At 38.5% G+C, this 18,596-nt stretch carries 16 protein-coding genes and 1 rRNA gene; 14 read left to right on the top strand and 3 right to left on the bottom strand.

From position 1 onward, the window contains the following. Window positions 1-93, top strand: a 5S ribosomal RNA gene (rrf, locus tag ACIQXW_RS22865); the annotation flags it as partial. 204 nt (window positions 94-297) lie between these two features. On the opposite strand, the gene ACIQXW_RS22860 is transcribed toward rrf, so the two are convergent. Further along, a complete protein-coding gene (locus tag ACIQXW_RS22860; protein WP_402765835.1) occupies window positions 298-969 on the bottom strand; it encodes a LytTR family DNA-binding domain-containing protein in 672 nt (223 codons plus the stop codon). Between the two features lie 214 nt (window positions 970-1,183). Between ACIQXW_RS22860 and aceA the strand changes: the two genes are divergently transcribed. The 3 genes from aceA (at window position 1,184) to ACIQXW_RS22845 (ending at window position 5,609) form a co-directional block, all read left to right on the top strand. Then, the gene (gene aceA, locus ACIQXW_RS22855; RefSeq protein WP_402765832.1) at window positions 1,184-2,467 is read left to right on the top strand and encodes an isocitrate lyase; all 1,284 of its coding nucleotides are present in this window, start codon (window positions 1,184-1,186) and stop codon (window positions 2,465-2,467) included. Between the two features lie 98 nt (window positions 2,468-2,565). Continuing rightward, window positions 2,566-4,164 (top strand): malate synthase A, encoded by a 1,599-nt coding sequence (aceB, locus tag ACIQXW_RS22850; RefSeq protein WP_340821413.1) that lies wholly within the window; start codon window positions 2,566-2,568, stop codon window positions 4,162-4,164. Window positions 4,165-4,439: 275 nt separating this feature from the next. Further along, a complete protein-coding gene (locus ACIQXW_RS22845) occupies window positions 4,440-5,609 on the top strand; it encodes a pyridoxal-phosphate-dependent aminotransferase family protein (RefSeq protein WP_340821412.1) in 1,170 nt (389 codons plus the stop codon). Between the two features lie 47 nt (window positions 5,610-5,656). On the opposite strand, the gene ACIQXW_RS22840 is transcribed toward ACIQXW_RS22845, so the two are convergent. Beyond that, window positions 5,657-6,322, bottom strand: a complete 666-nt coding sequence (locus ACIQXW_RS22840; protein ID WP_402765829.1) for an O-methyltransferase — start codon at window positions 6,320-6,322, stop codon at window positions 5,657-5,659. A 122-nt stretch (window positions 6,323-6,444) separates the two neighbouring features. Here ACIQXW_RS22840 and ACIQXW_RS22835 point away from each other — a divergent pair, with 122 nt between their 5' ends. From ACIQXW_RS22835 to ACIQXW_RS22810, 6 genes are all read left to right on the top strand, one after another. Beyond that, on the top strand, window positions 6,445-7,332 hold the full coding sequence (locus ACIQXW_RS22835; RefSeq protein ID WP_402765826.1) for a LysR family transcriptional regulator: 888 nt from the start codon (window positions 6,445-6,447) through the stop codon (window positions 7,330-7,332). A gap of 95 nt (window positions 7,333-7,427) precedes the next feature. After that, window positions 7,428-7,823, top strand: a complete 396-nt coding sequence (locus ACIQXW_RS22830; protein ID WP_401022109.1) for a GntR family transcriptional regulator — start codon at window positions 7,428-7,430, stop codon at window positions 7,821-7,823. 1 nt (window position 7,824) lies between these two features. Beyond that, window positions 7,825-8,922, top strand: a complete 1,098-nt coding sequence (locus ACIQXW_RS22825; RefSeq protein WP_402765823.1) for a DUF1648 domain-containing protein — start codon at window positions 7,825-7,827, stop codon at window positions 8,920-8,922. A 328-nt stretch (window positions 8,923-9,250) separates the two neighbouring features. Beyond that, window positions 9,251-9,925 carry a response regulator transcription factor gene (locus ACIQXW_RS22820; RefSeq protein WP_340821405.1) on the top strand — a complete coding sequence of 225 codons (675 nt, stop codon included), beginning with the start codon at window positions 9,251-9,253 and terminating at the stop codon, window positions 9,923-9,925. Continuing rightward, a complete protein-coding gene (locus ACIQXW_RS22815; RefSeq protein ID WP_402765820.1) occupies window positions 9,922-11,292 on the top strand; it encodes a HAMP domain-containing sensor histidine kinase in 1,371 nt (456 codons plus the stop codon). The genes ACIQXW_RS22820 and ACIQXW_RS22815 overlap by 4 nt, the downstream gene beginning before the upstream one ends. A gap of 72 nt (window positions 11,293-11,364) precedes the next feature. Beyond that, entirely contained in the window at window positions 11,365-11,769 is a 405-nt protein-coding gene (locus tag ACIQXW_RS22810; protein ID WP_402765817.1) for a hypothetical protein, read from the top strand. Between the two features lie 152 nt (window positions 11,770-11,921). Here the strand turns inward: ACIQXW_RS22810 and ACIQXW_RS22805 are convergent, their stop codons facing one another. Beyond that, window positions 11,922-13,859: an SEL1-like repeat protein gene (locus tag ACIQXW_RS22805; protein WP_402765814.1), complete on the bottom strand. Its 1,938-nt coding sequence runs from the start codon at window positions 13,857-13,859 to the stop codon at window positions 11,922-11,924. Window positions 13,860-14,012: 153 nt separating this feature from the next. Between ACIQXW_RS22805 and ACIQXW_RS22800 the strand changes: the two genes are divergently transcribed. From ACIQXW_RS22800 to ACIQXW_RS22785, 4 genes are all read left to right on the top strand, one after another. Then, entirely contained in the window at window positions 14,013-14,711 is a 699-nt protein-coding gene (locus ACIQXW_RS22800) for a glycosyltransferase family 2 protein (RefSeq protein WP_402765811.1), read from the top strand. Window positions 14,712-14,811: 100 nt separating this feature from the next. Beyond that, window positions 14,812-15,072, top strand: coding sequence for a metal-sensitive transcriptional regulator (locus tag ACIQXW_RS22795; protein ID WP_010857552.1), 261 nt, complete (start codon window positions 14,812-14,814; stop codon window positions 15,070-15,072). 382 nt (window positions 15,073-15,454) lie between these two features. After that, the gene (locus ACIQXW_RS22790) at window positions 15,455-16,600 is read left to right on the top strand and encodes a transglutaminase domain-containing protein (protein WP_401022095.1); all 1,146 of its coding nucleotides are present in this window, start codon (window positions 15,455-15,457) and stop codon (window positions 16,598-16,600) included. A 141-nt stretch (window positions 16,601-16,741) separates the two neighbouring features. Then, window positions 16,742-18,034 (top strand): transglutaminase domain-containing protein, encoded by a 1,293-nt coding sequence (locus ACIQXW_RS22785; protein WP_402765807.1) that lies wholly within the window; start codon window positions 16,742-16,744, stop codon window positions 18,032-18,034. Window positions 18,035-18,596: the final 562 nt, after the last annotated feature.

Raw genomic sequence — 18,596 nt, 5'->3', positions numbered from 1 at the left:
CACACCCGTTCCCATACCGAACACGGAAGTTAAGCTCTTTAGCGCCGATGGTAGTTGGGGGCTTCCCCCTGTGAGAGTAGGACGTCGCTAGGCAAATAAAAACCTGAGATTAGATTCTCAGGTTTTTTTGTATTTAAAGCAGTCTGTCTGAATAAGCTCCGCCAAAATCAGATTGGGGCTATTCGACAGACTTGAATTGTCTTAATAAAATACAATGCGATTCATTGTAGTAAATGTCTTGTATCACTCGTTGACAATCTGGAACAGCTGTTTATACAGCTGTTTTTATTTTGTCTATTAAAATTCAAGGGCGTTTCGCAAGTTATTGAGATAGGATTGGCTGACTGGTAATTCTGTCCCGTCTTTTAATGTAACGATAAAATTGGAAGTGAGATCACGCGCCATCTTTTTTATGAAATGAATATTAACAATATAAGATCGATGAATGCGAATGAAAAATGTTGGTAAGCGCATTTGTAATTCTTTGAGTGTAATACTTGTTTTAAACTGTTCCTTTTCTACATAGAACCATGTCTTTTTCTGCAGGCTTTCGATATAAGATATTTTCTCAATGGCAACAGGGTTCCATTCTTCGTCCCGTTTACCAGTTAAAAATTGATAAGGTTCTAATTTCTGTGCTGTAAAAGTTGAAGGTAAAACAATTACTAATGCAGCTAGCGTGTCTTGTATATGTATTGGATAGCCAATACCGTAATATGGTGTTCCAAATAAGGTATTGTCTAAGATTGCATCTGTGCGTTTTTTTGTTTGTAATACTTGCTCTGCAATACTGCCTGGCTCGACTTGCCGCCCTGCCTCTAAATGAATACTGTGCGATCCAGAGTGAAAATAGATATAAGAGTTTTGAACAGCAATGGCGATGGACGAATTTGTTGGAATCCAGTCTTGTAACATCGTAATAAATTGTTGTGAAATATCTTTTTGTAAAGAATCTAATTCATTATTCATGGTGATTATCCCCCTTGTTTGTAAACAGTTTACCAAATTTTGTCGTTAAAAAAGGTAGTTTCATCATTAAAATTCGCCATTTTATCTAAAAATAATGAAAATTCAGATGTACTGTTATATATTAATTTACAACAAATAAACCTGTTATGGAACAGATTTTAAAAAGTTTTTTAACAGAGTATATTTTATACAAAGGGGAAGGTGGAATTTCAATATGTCAACACGTCAAGAAAAAATCCAAGCTTTAGAAAAACAATGGCAAGAAAACCCGCGTTGGGCTGGTATTGAGCGCGCATATACAGCTGAAGAAGTAGTTAAATTACAGGGGTCTGTTGTAATTGAGCAAACTTTAGCAACTAAAGGTGCTACGCGACTTTGGAAATCCCTACATGAAGAACCATTCATTAATGCATTAGGTGCACTAACTGGTAATCAAGCGGTTCAACAAGTAAAAGCAGGTTTACAAGCAATCTACTTATCAGGCTGGCAAGTGGCTGCCGATGCTAACCTTTCGGGACAAATGTATCCTGACCAATCACTATACCCGGCTAACTCTGTACCAGCTGTAGTAAAACGTATTAATCAAGCACTACAACGCGCTGATCAAATCGATCATGCTGAAGGTCGTGTAGATGACTTTGATTGGTTTGCGCCTATCGTTGCAGATGCTGAAGCTGGTTTCGGTGGTCCTCTAAATGTATTTGAACTTGTAAAAGGTATGATTGAGGCGGGAGCTGCAGGTGTTCATTTAGAAGACCAATTAGCTTCTGAGAAAAAATGCGGACACCTAGGTGGGAAAGTATTACTTCCTACACAAAATGCTGTTCGTAACTTAATTGCAGCTCGTCTAGCAACAGATGTAATGGGCGTAGATACAATTTTAATCGCACGTACAGACGCTGATGCAGCAGATATGGTAACTTCAGATATCGATCCACGTGATGCAGAATTTATAACTGGTGAACGTACACCTGAAGGCTTCTTCCGTACAAAACCGGGTATCAAACAAGCAATTGCCCGCGGTTTAGCATATGCACCATACGCAGATTTAATCTGGTGTGAAACGTCTAAGCCATCACTTGAAGAAGCACGCGAATTTGCAGCAGCGATTCATGCTGAATTCCCAGGTAAAATGCTTGCTTACAACTGCTCACCTTCATTTAACTGGAAAGCAAACCTTTCAGAAGAAGAAATTGCAGAATACCAACGCGAGCTTGGGAAACTAGGATACAAATTCCAATTCGTAACGCTAGCAGGCTTCCATGCATTAAACCACTCTATGTTTGAGCTAGCTCATGACTATAAAGATAACGGAATGGCTGCATACTCTAAACTACAACAAGCTGAGTTTGCTTCTGAATCTAAAGGCTATACGGCTACTCGTCATCAACGTGAAGTAGGTACAGGTTACTTCGATGATGTGTCACAAGTTATTTCAGGTGGTACTTCTTCAACAACAGCAATGGCAGGATCTACAGAAACTGAACAATTCGTTTAATTCAATTACGTTAATTCCTAAATTCATAATCATAGATAAGTTTCCCTCGCACCTCCTAAGCGGGGGAAACTTAAATCACGAGAGGTGGGGAACTACTAATGGAACAGGTAACTACAGGTAAGCTTACTATTGTTGGGGAACAAAACGAGCAAACAAAAGAAATTTTAACACCGGAAGCCCTTGAGTTTGTTCTTGCCCTGCATGAAAAGTTTGATGCTCGTCGTAAAGAGCTTTTAGAGGCTCGGCAAGAACGTCAAAAACGTCTTGATGCTGGTGAGAAACTCGACTTCCTACCAGATACAAAGCATATTCGTGAGGGAGATTGGACGATTGCGCCACTGCCAGCGGATTTACAAGATCGACGAGTAGAAATTACTGGACCAGTAGACCGCAAAATGGTTATTAATGCGTTGAACTCTGGTGCGAAAATGTTCATGGCTTGTTTTGAAGATGCATCTGCTCCGACATGGGAAAACATGATTTCTGGTCAAATCAATATGCGTGATGCCATTAATAAGACAATTGAATTTACACAAGCATCAAATGGTAAAACATATAAATTAAACAATGAAACAGCTGTATTATTAGTACGTCCACGAGGTCTTCATTTACTTGAAAAGCATGTACTAGTGGATGGAGAACCTATATCAGGTAGTTTCTTTGATTTTGCTCTATATTTATTCCACAATGCTAAAAATGCACTAGCAAAAGGTACGGGTCCATACTTCTACCTGCCAAAGTTAGAAAGCCATTTAGAGGCTCGTTTGTGGAATGATGTTTTTGTCTTTGCACAAGATTACATCGGTATTCCACAAGGTACAATTAGAGCTACAGTTTTAATTGAAACAATATTGGCTGCTTTTGAAATGGATGAAATTTTATATGAGCTTCGCGACCATTCGGCAGGTCTGAACTGTGGCCGTTGGGATTACATTTTCAGCTATATTAAACGCCTGCGCAATCAACCGGATGTGATTTTACCTGATCGCGGTCAAGTAACGATGACAGTTCCATTTATGAAGGCTTATACGTCATTATGTATTCAAACATGTCATAAACGTAACGCACCTGCGATGGGCGGTATGGCGGCGCAAATTCCTGTAAAAGGGGATGACGAAGCGAATGCAGTAGCATTTGCAAAGGTTGCTGAAGACAAACGTCGTGAGGCAACTGATGGTCATGACGGGACTTGGGTAGCACACCCTGGCATGGTTGCAACGGCTATGGAGCAGTTTGATGCGATTATGGAGACACCAAATCAAATTCATAAAAAACGCGAAGATGTGAATGTTAAGGCTGAAGATTTAGTGGCTGTGCCAGAAGGTACAATTACACTTGAAGGTCTTCAAATTAACTGTAGTGTTGGGGTTCAGTACATCGCTTCTTGGTTACGAGGCAACGGTGCTGCACCGATTAACAACTTGATGGAGGATGCTGCAACAGCAGAAATCTCCCGTACACAAGTATGGCAATGGATTCGTCATCCAAAGGGTATTTTAGATGATGGAAGAGGTATTACATTAGCATTCGTGCTAGAAGTTTTGGAAGAAGAGCTTGTGAAAATTAAAGAGGCTGTTGGGGAACAGGCTTATAACAGTGGTCGCTATGATGAAGCTGCTGAACTGTTTAAATCTTTAATTGAACAAGATGAGTTCGTGGAATTCTTGACACTTCCAGGCTATGAAAAATTAAGTTAATTAATAGGAATCTACTAACGAACATATCCTACTTTTCTAAAATACAGTGGGCTGAATTCGAATGCAGCTCATGAGTTCCACTAATGTAACGAGCGGGGTCTGTTCCCCTGTTCTTTACTTATACACAATGAGCACTGTTTAATAAAAGGGGTCTACTTATATTAATGGTAAGTAATGAGATTTAAAAATGGGGTGCAAGATGTCTTACGAGCTTAGATGGGGGGCTTGTAAGGCATTTTTCTATACACAGGAAAACATTATGAGGGGGAAAAGAAATGGGCAATAAGGAAATGCTATTAATTCCAGGTCCTACACCAGTAGTTGATGAGATATATGATGCTTTGGCGAGCGAGACGCGTGGGCATACAGATCCACGATTTGTTGCGATTTATAAAAATGCATTAGTCCAAACAAAAGAACTGCTCCAAACGGATGGCGAGGTGTTTGTACTAGCAGGCTCAGGAACGCTAGCAATGGAAATGGCGATTGTCAATACAGTGGGCAAAGGAGAAAAAATACTCGTCATTAGTCATGGGTATTTTGGGGATCGTTTTACACCTTTAGCAACTGCTTATGGTATTCAAGTAGAAGTGCTACAGGCAGAGTGGGGTAAACAAGTTGAACTAGCTGCTGTAAAGGCAAAGTTAGCTGGGGGTAATTTTAAAGCAGTCACTATTACTCATGCAGATACATCTACAGGTGTTGTTTCAGATTTAGATGCATTAGTTCCAATTATTAAACAAGCGGGGGCTCTTATAATTTTAGATGGAGTTGTTGCAACAGCCGCATTGGATGAAAATATGAATAAAGCATATGGGCACGCTGACTATAAATTGGATGTTGTATTAACTGGCTCACAAAAGGCTATTGGCGTTCCACCAGGATTAGCAATCATTGCGTTTAATCAATCTGCGTTAAAGGCTCGCGAAGCACTTGGAACGATACCAGCCTACTACTGCGATATTGAAAACTGGATACCAGTCATGAATGATCCAGGGAAATATTTTGCAACACCACCTGTGAATTTAATTTATGCTTATGATGTTGCTATGAAGATTGTTTTAGATGAAGGGATTGCGAAGCGTGAGGCGCGCCATAAAGCATATGGACGTGCTGTGCGTTTCGCTTTATCTACGTATGGCATGGCAGCACTTGCTGATGAGACTGTAGCAGCACCAACTTTAAGTTGTATGCTCTATCCTGATGGGGTAGAGGATGCCAAGTTCCGAGCAAAGCTTGCAGAAAAAGGCGTAATTGTCGCTGGTTCTTTGGCACATTTAGCAGGTAAAGCATTCCGTATTGGGCATATGGGTAATACAACACCTGCTATGCTTGAACAAGCCGTGAAACTAATCGGTGAATCACTCAATGAATTAGGACACGTAGTAGCAGTAGAAGAAGCGGTTGCACGTTTGAATGAAGAATTAGCAGTAGTGACTATGTAATAGTAGAGGGAGATGTCTCACAAATGCGTGAGACATCTCCTTTTTCGTTATTTAACAATTGCTAGGATGAAACCGTCATATCCTTTAATTCCAACGGTTTGAATGGCTGTAGATTCGATACGTGGTTCTTGTTCTAATAAATCCATAAATTGACGCACACCTTGCACACGCTCATCTTCGCTTTTATCATCGATGACTTCACCGTTTCGCACTACATTATCAGCAATGATAAGTGCTCCACTATTCGCTAATTCTAAAGCCCATTTTAAATATTGAGGATTATTCGGTTTATCGGCATCAATGAAAATAAGGTCGAATAAAGGGCCTGAATTTTTAATTGTAGGCAATGAATGCAATGCATTTCCTACCACCACTTCGACTTTGCTGCTACAGCCTGCTTTTAGGATGTTTTGCTTCGCCACTTCTGCATACGTCGGTTCAATCTCTAGAGTGTAAACCTTTCCTGATTCAGGGAGCGCACGAGCAAGCCATATGCTACTATAGCCACCAAGTGTACCAATTTCTAAAATATTTTGAGCACCTTTTATTTTTGCTAGCAGGTAAAGTAATTTTCCTTGTGTGGGTGATACATCAATTTCAGGAATGCCAGCATTTTTATTTGTTTGTAGGACATTCTCCATTGTTTCATCAAATGGAATTAGCTTATCAATAAAATATTCATCCACATCATGCCAAACATTGTTAGTTAACATAGTATAATTCCTCGTTTCCATAGTGATTTAAACTGCAACTAAAGTGTATGATAAAATGAACTATAATAAAAATATATAATAATTACTAATACATAACTTTAAGTTATGAGTGAGGAGAAGGTATGAATAGTCACGCATTAAAATTATTTTACCAAGTAGCTAAAACAGGTAGTTTTACAAAGGCTGCTGAAATATTGCATATTAGTCAGCCAGCAGTTTCTAGCCAAATTAAAAGGTTTGAGCAGGAAATAGGCGTACCATTATTTAAACAGCAAGGCAGAGGCATCGTATTGACTGAATTTGGTGAGGCGCTAGCGGAAAAGGCGCAAAATCTTATTTCTCTTGAGCAACACATTGAGTCATTTATTGAAGACTATCGCCTAGCCAAGACAGGGTCTATTCATATTGTTGCTACTTATTTACCTGCTAATTTTTTAATTCCAAAATGGGCAGCTACTTTTAAAGGCTTAAATGAAGATATTAATTTAGTTGTTACAACGGCCAATACGAAAGAAGCATTTGAGCAGCTTATACACTATAAAGCGGATATCGCTATTTACGGTGGTGGAATATATGAGAGACCTGAGGAAGTATTATGGGAGGAGCTCTTTGAAGATGAGCTGTGGTTTGTTGTGGCACCCGAACACCCATATGCAAATCAAACGATGTCTATAGCGGATATGATGAAGGAACCTTTTATAATGCGCGAGGAAGGGAGCTCCATGAGAGATCACCTCTTTTCACTTTGTGAAACCCATCAAGTAAATCCTCCAAAAATTGCACTACAATTTAGTGGAATAAATGAAACAATTCGATCGGTTATGGCTGGATATGGCGCAATTTTTATTTCATCACTTGCGGTTAAAGAGTATGTTCATAATGGGCAATTGGCAAGAGTATATGTACAGGGGATACATAGTAAACATAAAGTTGCTATTTGTACAAGGAAAAATGAGAAGCAAAGTTTACTTGTAAATAAGTTTATTGATACGATAAAAAATTCTTTATAGAAAAATTTAAGTCCTTACGAGATACCCCAATTTTTCTATGCATAAAACTCGAATTTTGTTATACTAACTGTATAACAAACATGGAGCTGATATAGATGTTTATTCAAATAGAGCCCTTATCGGATGTGCCTATCTATGAACAGGTTACACGGCAAATTATAGAGGGTATTGCAAGGGGAGACATGGGACCAGGTGATATGTTGCCATCTGTGCGTAGTTTAGCGGCTGATTTAGGTGTTAATATGCATACGGTTAATAAGAGTTACCATGAGCTTGAGGCAAAAGGAATCATTACAATTCGCGCTAAATCAGGTGCAATTATTCGATCAACTGAGGATCGTGCATTAACGCCTGAACAGTTGCAACAGATTGAAAAAAATTTAAAGCCTGTTGTGGCAGAAGGAATGGTGCTCGGCGCAACAGCTGATCAAATTGAGCACATGATGAAAAAGGTATTTGCTGACTTGCAACTGCCAGTAGAAGGGGTGTAGCATGCTACTAGGTATTTTTACAATAATGTATATTATGACATTAGCTATGCAAATTTTTGTCCCTTATATTGTACGTGAGACAATCGTATTTGGAGTTACCGTACCGGAGCAAAATGTAAAGCATCCTGCATTAGCGATTGCGAAAAAGCGCTATGCGCAAATAGTAGGTCTTTTTGGAGCGATAATTTTAATAATCATGTTTGTGTTTTACTGGTTGCTCGCTCCTGCTGAAAGTGCTCAGGGCATTCTTTTACTTAGCTGTTTATTTGGGATGCTTGCGGTCAGTATGGTGTTATATTGGTTGAATCATCAAAAAGTGATGAAGCTGAAAATGCGTGAACAATGGGGCTTAAATATAAAACAAGTGAGAGCTGTCGATTTAACAGCCCGTAGTCGTGATGAAATACTACCTTGGCCTTTTTATGTGGTGCCTATCGGTGTTACTGTTTTCCTCATTATGTTTACGTTGTTACATTATGAACAAATACCAAATGCTGTTGCGGTACATTGGGGACCAAGCGGAGCGGCAGATGCGTGGCAAGAAAAAACGTATTTTTCTGCGGTTTCACTACCACTAGTCATGTTAATGATGCAATGTATGATGTGGGGTATTGCGGATTCACTTAAGCGCTCTGCAATTCGATTGTCTATCAACCATCAGCAGGAGTCTTTGGAAAGCGAATTAAAAACACGGAAATTTATGAGCTGGAATATAGCGTTGGTCAGCTATAGTTTAACGGGATTATTTACAATACTACAGTTAAGTAATATTTATCCTTCGATGGCTGAAGGAAAAAAACTATTACCATTGTTTATTGCTTTCCTAGTTTTAATATTAGGTTCAGTGCTTGTATATGCATGGAAAAAGCGACAGTTACGATTGAATTATAAAGATAATGTGGTGTCAGAGGTAATGGATATTGATGAGGATCGTTATTGGAAGGGCGGTCTTATTTATATGAATCGTCAGGATCCATCAGTGTTTGTGGAGAAACGTTTTGGTGTAGGTTGGACAATGAACTTTGCGAACCCAAGAGGCTATATCGTCATCGGCTTGCCATTACTTATATTGCTGTTGGTTTCAATATTTTCATTATAAAATAAAGAGGTTGTCAAAAAGCGCATAAGTGCCAGTCACTCAAACAATTTCCAATGTTAACTGTGGGTTTTATGAAAATATAAGTGAAAATCCAAGAAGTCTCCCAGTGGGAACAACACAGTGCATAAGCCGCAACAAACCGCGCGTAGCGAGGGATGCGGCTTATGCTGTGCCCGCGGAAAGCGAAGTGGATTTTTGCACAGAAAGTAGTCAATAGCAAGTGCCAGTCACTCAAACAATTTCCACTGCTAGCAGTGGTTTTTTTTACATAAAGCGTAAGTTAGGAACTGAACTCCTAGTGCAATATATTGAATGGGGGCAAGGATAAATGAAAATTTTAGTTGTCGATGATGACGTTCATATTTTACAGTTAGTCAATATTTATTTAACGCGAGAGGGCTATCAAGTATTGCAAGCAGAGAATGGCGAGCAAGCTTTGCAATTGCTTGATGGAAATATGCCCGATTTGGCAGTTGTTGATGTTATGATGCCAGGAATGGATGGCTTTACGCTAACTGAAATTTTAAGTAAGGATTACGATATTCCGGTGCTGTTATTAACGGCAAAAGGAGAGCTAGAAGATAAGGAGCGTGGCTTTTTAGCGGGTTCAGATGACTATGTCGTTAAACCGTTCGAGCCAAAGGAGTTGCTGTTTCGCATTGCAGCGATTTTACGTAGGCTTGATAAAAAGAATCAGGTAACAATACAGGTTGGTAAGCTCGAAATTGATCGACGTAGCTTTGAGGTTACGATTGGTGGAGAAACACTTATTTTGCCTTTAAAGGAATTCGAGCTATTGGCGCTACTTGCCTCTCGACCAAATCAAGTTTTTACACGTAGCATTATTATGGAGCAAGTATGGGGCTACGACTATGAAGGAGACGAGCAAACGTTAAATACACATGTGAAGCGGATTCGCGAGCGCTTGCATCGCTACGAAACAGATGTTGAGATTACAACGGTACGTGGCGTCGGTTATAAGCTTGAGGTAAGTTCGACATGAAGACGTTATATAGTAAGTTTGTTGTCACAACGATGCTCATTATGATTGGCAGTTTATGCATTGGGTTTTTAATGACGAATACGTATTATCATCAAGTAACTAAAGGAAAAAATGATGCTAAAAATGTTGCAATTGCAGAGGATATTGTCGATTATATCGAATCAGCGAAGCAAATGGATTTAGATAGCTATTTAACAACACTTGGAGAGATTGGTTATCAAATTTATGTTACAACGGGAGAGGATCATCGCTTTTTTGGTGGCGAATACCGAGATAAAACATTGTCGGCAGATGTAATCCAGCATGTTTTAGAAGGAGAAGTCTATCATGGAATGCGTGATTTCCCAAAAGAGACCTTTATGACAGGCTTTTTTGCGAATGAACTCATTAATACCATTGGTGTACCCTTTACGTATAATAACGAACAGTATGCACTGTTTATTAGACCAGATATTCGATTGTTGTTCTCTGAGGCGCATACGCTATTAGGAGGTCTTATCCTTGGAATGGCTGTGCTAAGTTTACTTGCTATGCTGCTATTTGCAAAGGCATTAATTAGACCGATTACACAGTTAACAGAAGCAACACATCAACTGGCTCATGAAAAGTTTGATACGTTGCTTGAAATAGATCGAGCGGATGAAATTGGACAACTGGCAGATAGCTTTAATGTGATGACAGAAAAATTACAGGAAAATGATAGAATTCGTAAACTATTTATTAGTAATGTATCTCATGACTTTCAATCGCCTTTATTGAATATTCAAGGCTATGTAGATTTACTGAAAAACCCTTCGCTTACTGAACCAGAACGACAAGAATATGCGACAATTATAGAGCTAGAAACGAAGCGACTTTCGACATTGACGAAGCAACTGTTACTCCTGACATCACTCGATCAATCGACTAGAATGCTAAAGAGAGAACCGTACAATTTAGATGAACAATTGAAGGAGACTGTGCGCAAATATCGTTGGCAGTTAGAGGAAGCTAATGTGCAGTTATCGTATCAGATTGAGCCAGTAACGTATAAAGGTGATGCGGGGCTACTACAAAATGTATGGGATAATTTATTAACAAACGCCATTAAATATAATGTTAATGGGGGAGAAATTCACATACATCTTCAAGAGCAATCTACTTTTGTAGAAGTGTTAATAGAGGATAGCGGTATTGGAATGAATGAGGAGCAATTGCAAAAGGTATATGACCGTTTTTATCGAGCTGATGAGTCAAGAACGAAACAGGGGACAGGTCTCGGCCTTGCCATTGTAAAACAAATTGTTGAATTGCACGGTGGGGAAGTGCAAATGAAAAGTGCAATTAACGTAGGGACAAGCGTTTGTATACACCTACCAAAATTGTAATATAGAGTTCATGTAAAGTTCATGTTCAATCGATAAACTTCTTTGTAAGTTGAAACTTGGAGGAGTTATCGTATGGAACGAAAATGGAGTTTACGTCTTATTCGACTCGCAGCGATTTTTGCTTTAGTGGGTACGTACTTAGGATCGCATATGTCAGGGTCAGGTAGTTATGAATTTCGACCAATTCACGCGCACGTTTTACTCGTTGGCTGGTTAAGTATGTTTGCATGGGGCATTTTTTACCGTGCATTTAAAGTGAAATCGCAAAAATTAGTAGCATTACATGGCTGGACAGCGATTATTGGAGTTTTTGGCTTAACACTTGGTATGTGGTTCTACAATATAAATCCTTTTAACTTTGGTCATACATTTACTTTAATTTTCTTTATTGTAGGTGGTACCACTTTGTTAATTAGTTTTGCATTATTTATTATTGTGACATTCATGGTAAATCAAAAAGAGGGAATGAAAAATTAATATAAAACCGCGCCAGTATGAGACGCGGTCAGTGGGTAGGCAAATTCAAAAAAATTGAGTTTGCTTATTTTTTTTAAGTAACCGTTGATTTCGTTCGAGAAGCGGGCTTGCCATTGCATTTAAACTAGAGTTAGTAGTCGCCTAAGCATCTATCAATTTAAATGCTCTAGTGATTTTTTAAGCCAACGTGTTGCCTCGTTATAATCTTGAGCTACACCCTGTCCTTTCTTATAAAGCATGCCAAGCTGAAACTGAGCTTTTTGGTGACCCTGATTTGCAGCAAGTCGGTAAAGTTGGGCAGCCCTCGCAAAATCTTTAGGGACACCTTGTCCATTGCTATGCATTTGAGCTAACTGGTATTGAGCTTTAGCATGTCCTTTAGAAGCTGCTTGTTCAATCCATCTAGCTGCTTCCGTGAAATCTTGCTTCACTCCTTTACCTTTATCAAATAAATTGCCAAGTTGATATTGTGCGCCTGAATGCCCTTGAATAGCAGCAAGTCTATAGCAACGTCTAGCCTCATCTAAGTCTTGGGAGACGCCCAATCCTTGTTCATATAATAATCCCAATTGATATTCAGCTTGAATATGAGATTGGTCTGTTGCAGCTCTCCACCATTGAACTGCTTTGGCATAATTCAATGGAACACTAACACCGTTAGCATATAACAACCCAAGTTCGAATTGAGCATCAGCATAGCCTTTTTCAGCGGCAAGTATAAAATACTGTAATGCTTTGTCAGGCTGTTGAAGCTGATAGACGAAAAGAAGGCCTAGCTCATAGCCAGCACTAATATGTCCATTGTCAGCGGCAAGCTGAAACCACCTTTCCGCACGCGTGCTATCTTTTTCTTTTTGGTAAAGTAGGCCGAGACAATATTGGGCATTGGTATGCCCTTTATGAGCCGCAAGTTTAAACCACTTTATTGCTTCAATGTGATCTTGCTGTATGCCCTGTCCTGTATTGTATAGTAAGGCCAATTGAAACTCTGCATTCGTATGGTCTTGAAGGGCAGCTAGGTGGAACCATCTCGCAGCTTCCTCAACATTTTGTGAGATGCCACGGCCTTTTAGATACATATAGCCAAGGTTATACTGTGCACTTGCATCTCCTGCAAGTGCTGCCATTTCAAAATAAGCTATTGCCTCCTCAAAGCTTTGTTGTACACCAGTTCCATTATGATAGAGAAAGCCAAGATTATTTTGTGCACTTGTATTGCCTTGGTTGGCTGCTGAAATATACCATTTTGCTGCCTCTTCAAAATCAATAGCAAGGCCTAGCCCTTGATTGTAAAGTACACCAAGATTATACTGTGCGTCGGCATTTCCTAAATCCGCCGCAGACTTATAATAATGGGCAGCCTCTTGATAATCTTGCTCAACACCTTGTCCTAAATGATAAAGCACCCCTAGACTATAAAGTGCATTAGCATCATGTTGTGCGGCTGCTTTCTCATACCACATCTTGGCTGTCGCATAATCTTTTTGAACACCTCGACCGTGGTTATAAAGGAAGCCTAAATTGTATTGTGCACTTGCATTGCCCTTTTTTGCAGAAATTTCAAACCAACTAGCAGCATGTTCATAGTCTTTAGCTGAGTATTGATCGAGCGTCTTCGTATCAAGTGGAGGCAATAAATCTTCAAATTTAGGAAATTTTCGAGTCGAAATAGATGCTTTCAGGCTACGATCATAACGGTGAATAAACCATTCAACGATATCACTAACATAATCGAGGACAATTTTAGCTGCTTTCGCTTCAACGATGTCATTGTTGCTAGTACTTGTCATTTTAAATACAAGTTCCATTAGTAAATAAATACGACGTGGATGAATGTTTGAGATAAAGGTACGATTATTTAATAGTGTTCGGATATTTTTTTGTTTAGGTTTCGCTTGCATTTCCAGCTCGTAAAAGTCATAGACTATCTCCTCAAGGACGAGGCGTGACTTTTGTAAAGAAATTGATGGCTGTGTAATAGCGTGGTTACTAGCATCCTGTAAGCTTTGTGCTATATGTGTGAACGATAAAATATGTAATTTTTCACATTGTTCGTGAAGGATATCGTATTGTATGACGATTGTAATCACCTCTTCTTAACTAACGGTAATAGTCTTTTTTTCATATATCGGGAAATTATTAGTGTTATTGATCATTTTCCATTGAATTCCTCAGTTGAATTGTCTTCAGTATGATACTATTTGATTTAAGAGTTAGTTTATAGTCTTTGGAGGGATTGATGGATGAAAAAAATTGCAGCAATTATTCCAACATATAATCCGCAACAATCATTTATAACATTTGTACATCAATTATTAGCCACCTCAATTTCTCAAGTTGTTATTGTTAATGATGGTAGCGATAAAAAATATGAAAATATTTTTGAAGAGTTAAAGAAAATAGATAGATGTAAAGTTCTCCAACACGAACAGAATATTGGGAAGGGTGGAGCGTTAAAAACAGCTTTCTCCTATATTCGGTCTAAACGAGAGGGTTTTCAGGGTGTTCTAACAGTAGGGGCACACGGACAGCATACGTTAGAGGATATCAAATTAGTATTGACTATGACAAAAGTGTTTTCAGAAGGCATTGTCTTAGGAATCCGCAATTTCCATTCCTCCGATAGTACGTTCTTTTCGTATTTGGGGAACCGAGCAACTAGTTTACTGTTTGAAATACTGTTTCATAAAAAGCTAATGGATACACAAACTGGCTTGCGTTACATAGAAATCAAAGAATTACCATGGCTTATAGAGGTACAAGGTGATCGTTTTGAATACGATACAAATATGCTTGTCGCGGCCCTAAAAAGAAAATGTCCAATTTTCGAAGTAGAAATTGGTCAGCTACGTTTAAAAAAGAATTCAATTATTCAATATGATGAATTAACAAATACAGGTACAGTAATGGCTAAGATGCTTATAAAATATTTGAAACCGTAGTAAGCGTAATGCAATACGTGTATTTCTAATATTTTGTGCTAGGATAAGAATAATAATTACTCAACTTGACGCAGCGAGTATAAAAGAAGGGGTAATGAATGTGGAATATTCAGATCAAGTGAAAAATCGTGTGAAGCGAATGGAAGGTCAGCTACGCGGTATTTTAAAAATGATGGAAGAAGAAAAAGATTGCAAAGCCGTTATTACACAATTATCCGCAGTGCGCTCTGCGGTAGATCGTACGGTAGGCGTAATTGTTAGTACAAATTTGTTAGAATGTGTACAAAATGCTGAGGGTGACGGCGAAAAAATGAATGAAGTTATTCAAGAGGCTGTAAATTTAGTTGTCAAAAGCCGTTAGTATCCAAAGTTAAAGCATATTTAAGCTCTTACCTTATATAGAAGCTTGTTAAACGACAAGTCTCGCCTCTTTTAGTTTTGTCGGAGAATCGTAAGCCACTTTTGTTTAGGGGCTTATTTGTCTCAGTTTCCGATAGAATTTATTCTGGCGGGGCTTGTTTCGTTATTATGATCATATAAGATGTTTTAGGTGAAAGTTAATGAATATGCAAAAAAATACTTTTAATTATTAGATTTATGTTTTATATAGGTTTAAAAACCTAAATGCTCACTTCGATAAAAGTAGAAAAAGGTCATATGTAGTGAACTTGTATGATAGATTTAAAGTAATATTCTCTTTTATAATTAGGATAAAGATATTATAAAAGAGAAGGTGAGTTATTTTGAGAAAATGGATATTAAGCAGTGCAACATTGTTGATGTTAAGCCCAACTATAGCCCATGCACAAAGCCAGCCTTTAAATATGCAAGCACCAATTGCTTACAATGTGGTGGCAAGCACTAAGATAGAAACATTCGATCAACTAACAAATGAAATAGCAATGCAACTTAACAATTTTGCTACAGAAATTAAAGTTACATATAGTGGTTCAATGACAGGTTTCGACAAAAAGTTAATGGAAGCATTTGAAGAGGCACAGCAAAAGGCTACTTATGCCAGTGGTCATCTTCAAGGAATGACTATGACTGCTGATTCCACAGGCAACGTGACCTATAAAGTGAAATACTTTACGACTCCAGCACAAGAATCTGCCGTTCAGAAAAAGATTGATGGCATATTAAAAACGATTATTAAGCCATCTATGACACAATTTCAAAAAGTAAAAGCCATTAATGATTATATAGTGTCCAATACTACTTATGGTACAAAAACAAAGGCGAGTCCACATAGCGCTTACGCATTATTATTTGAAGGACAAGCTGTATGCCAAGGCTATGCTTTATCAGCATATAAAATGTTAGAGCAAGCAGGGATTGAAACTAAATATGTAGTAGGTTATGTAAATGGCAATGAAGCACATGCTTGGAATATGGTGAAGGTTGATGGCAAGTGGTATCATCTGGATACAACATGGAATGATCCGTTACCAAATCGCATAGGGGCATCTTCCTATGATTATTTCCTTGTAACTGATGCTCAGCTAAAGAAAGACCATAATTGGATTACTTCAAATTACCCTGCGGCAACAAGTACAGCATATAATTTTATGCAAAATGTACATTTTGCACACCAAATCAATAATACTTTATTCTTTAGCAACACAGCAGATAATGATAAATTGTATAAACTCGACTTGGTAAGTGGTAAGAAGACTAAGGTAATTAATACGCGAGCACTTTATATTACAGGTGTTGGAGACAATCTTTATTATAGCGATTATAGTAATAGCGGTTACTTAACAAAACTAAATTTAAAAACATTAAAAACGAGTGTAGTTGTTAAACAATCGGTATCTGATCTATTGATTAACAGCGGATATTTAGTATATAAAGTTAATGGTAAAGAGCAAAAGCTAAAAATTAACTAATTTATAGTGTGATAAACAGAAAGCTTCTATATCACATGTTCAATGCATATATATTTATAAGCACAAAAGGGCTCCTAATTGAGTTCTTTGTGTTTTTTTTGTATATAATGAAAGTAGTGAAACTGTGTGAGGTGAAGATTTTTGTGGAAAAAGCTAGCTATTATTGCAATACTTATCATTTTCTTAGAACCAATTTATACAGCGGGTAAAGCGACAGTAAAACAAGTTGTTACGTGGGCAAATAATGATGACATTGAAACGGTGCTACTAGCAACAAAGGAGAAAATTGTTGATGTTACCACTAAATTTTCAGAAGATGCCTCAATACAAACAGCAAACCCTGAAGATGTGAAGGAACAAAAGCTAGCCGTTTCTTCTCCGGTCGTACAGCAGCCTGAGACAAAGCTTGTTGTTACAAATGCAAAGGAAATGGCAGATGCGATGTATGCCTATTATAGTAGCTTTTCACCAACCTATGAGATTCAATATAAGGGAAGTACAGAACGAATCGAGAAGATTGTAGAAGAGGCCTATGACAGTGCAATTAAAAGAGATGATTTTGTGTATGGGCATATTAGTAAGCATTCCATACGCTTTGAATATGGGAGAAAAACTGCCAAAATTTTTGGGGAACAAAGCTATTTAATGACGCCAGAGCAAGCAGCTTATGTTGAGATGAACGCTCAAGAAATAGTAGCTACAATTGAGAAAAACGCGAAAACAGATGTGGAGAAGGTCAGAGCCGTTAATGATTATATAGTAGCGAATACGGCTTATACAGAACAAACGAAGTCAAGCCCACATAGTGCTTATACCGTGCTTGCTGAGCATGGTGGTGTATGTCAGGGCTATGCGTTATTAGCACATACACTGTTACAAAAACTTGGCTTTGAGACTCAATATATTGTTGGCTATGTCGGTAAGGAAGGGCATGCTTGGAATTTAGTAAAACTTGACGGTCAATGGTATCATCTTGATACAACGTGGAATGATCCTGTGCCTGATCGGAACGGTGCCATAAGGTATCAATATTTTTTAGTAGATGATCGTACAATGGCGCGTGATCATACATGGATAGCAAATGATTATCCAAAAGCAACAAGTACCATTTATAGCTACTATCAAGATATCGATTTTCCGGCACAAGTAGGAACTCAGTTATTTTATAGCAGTATTTCAGATGACAATAAATTGTATGTGCTTGATATGACTACAGGAAAAGCTCAGCGTGTTACTAAAACGCGTGCGCAATATATTGTTTATGCTGATGGATGGTTATACTTTAGTAATTATTCGCATGGCGCTTATTTAACAAAAATTCGCCCTGATGGAAGCGGTGAACAAGTGTTAAATAGGGAAGACACGAAGGATTTATTTATTAAGGATGGCTATTTATATTTCATGACGGATGAGCTAAAGAAAATGCAGCTATAATTTTTGCCAATTAAGTGTAGATGAAGGGCGTATGACATTAAAAATGGTCTATAGCCATCTTACATTTTAAATAAATAATACTGTTGATTTCCGCTATGGGCGGACGCTTTCCGCGGGCACAACGTAAGCCGCAACCCTCGCTGTCGCGTGGATTGTTGCGTCTTACGTTTTGTGCGTTCCCGCAGGAGTCGCCGCCCGCCGCTCCAATCGACTGAATGCCTTGGTAAAAATATTCTATTGAATGACAACGAAGAGGATAAATCCCAAAAGTTAGGGCTATATCGCCTATAGTTACAGTCTTCTTTTATATAAAATAAATATAGATGACTACTACTGTTGATTTCCGCTATGGGCGGACGCTTTCCGCGGGCACAACGTAAGCCGCAACCCTCGCTGTCGCGTGGATTGTTGCGTCTTACGTTTTGTGCGTTCCCGCAGGAGTCGCCGCCCGCCGCTCCAATCGACTGAATGCCTTGGTAAAAATATTCTATTGAATGACCACGAAGAGGATAAATCCCAAAAGTTAGGGCTATATCGCCTATAGTTACAGTCTTCTTTTATA

The sequence above is a fragment of the Lysinibacillus sp. NPDC097162 genome (assembly GCF_044762185.1).
Lineage (GTDB): Bacteria > Bacillota > Bacilli > Bacillales_A > Planococcaceae > Lysinibacillus.
This window is presented reverse-complemented; position numbering and strand designations above follow the sequence as displayed.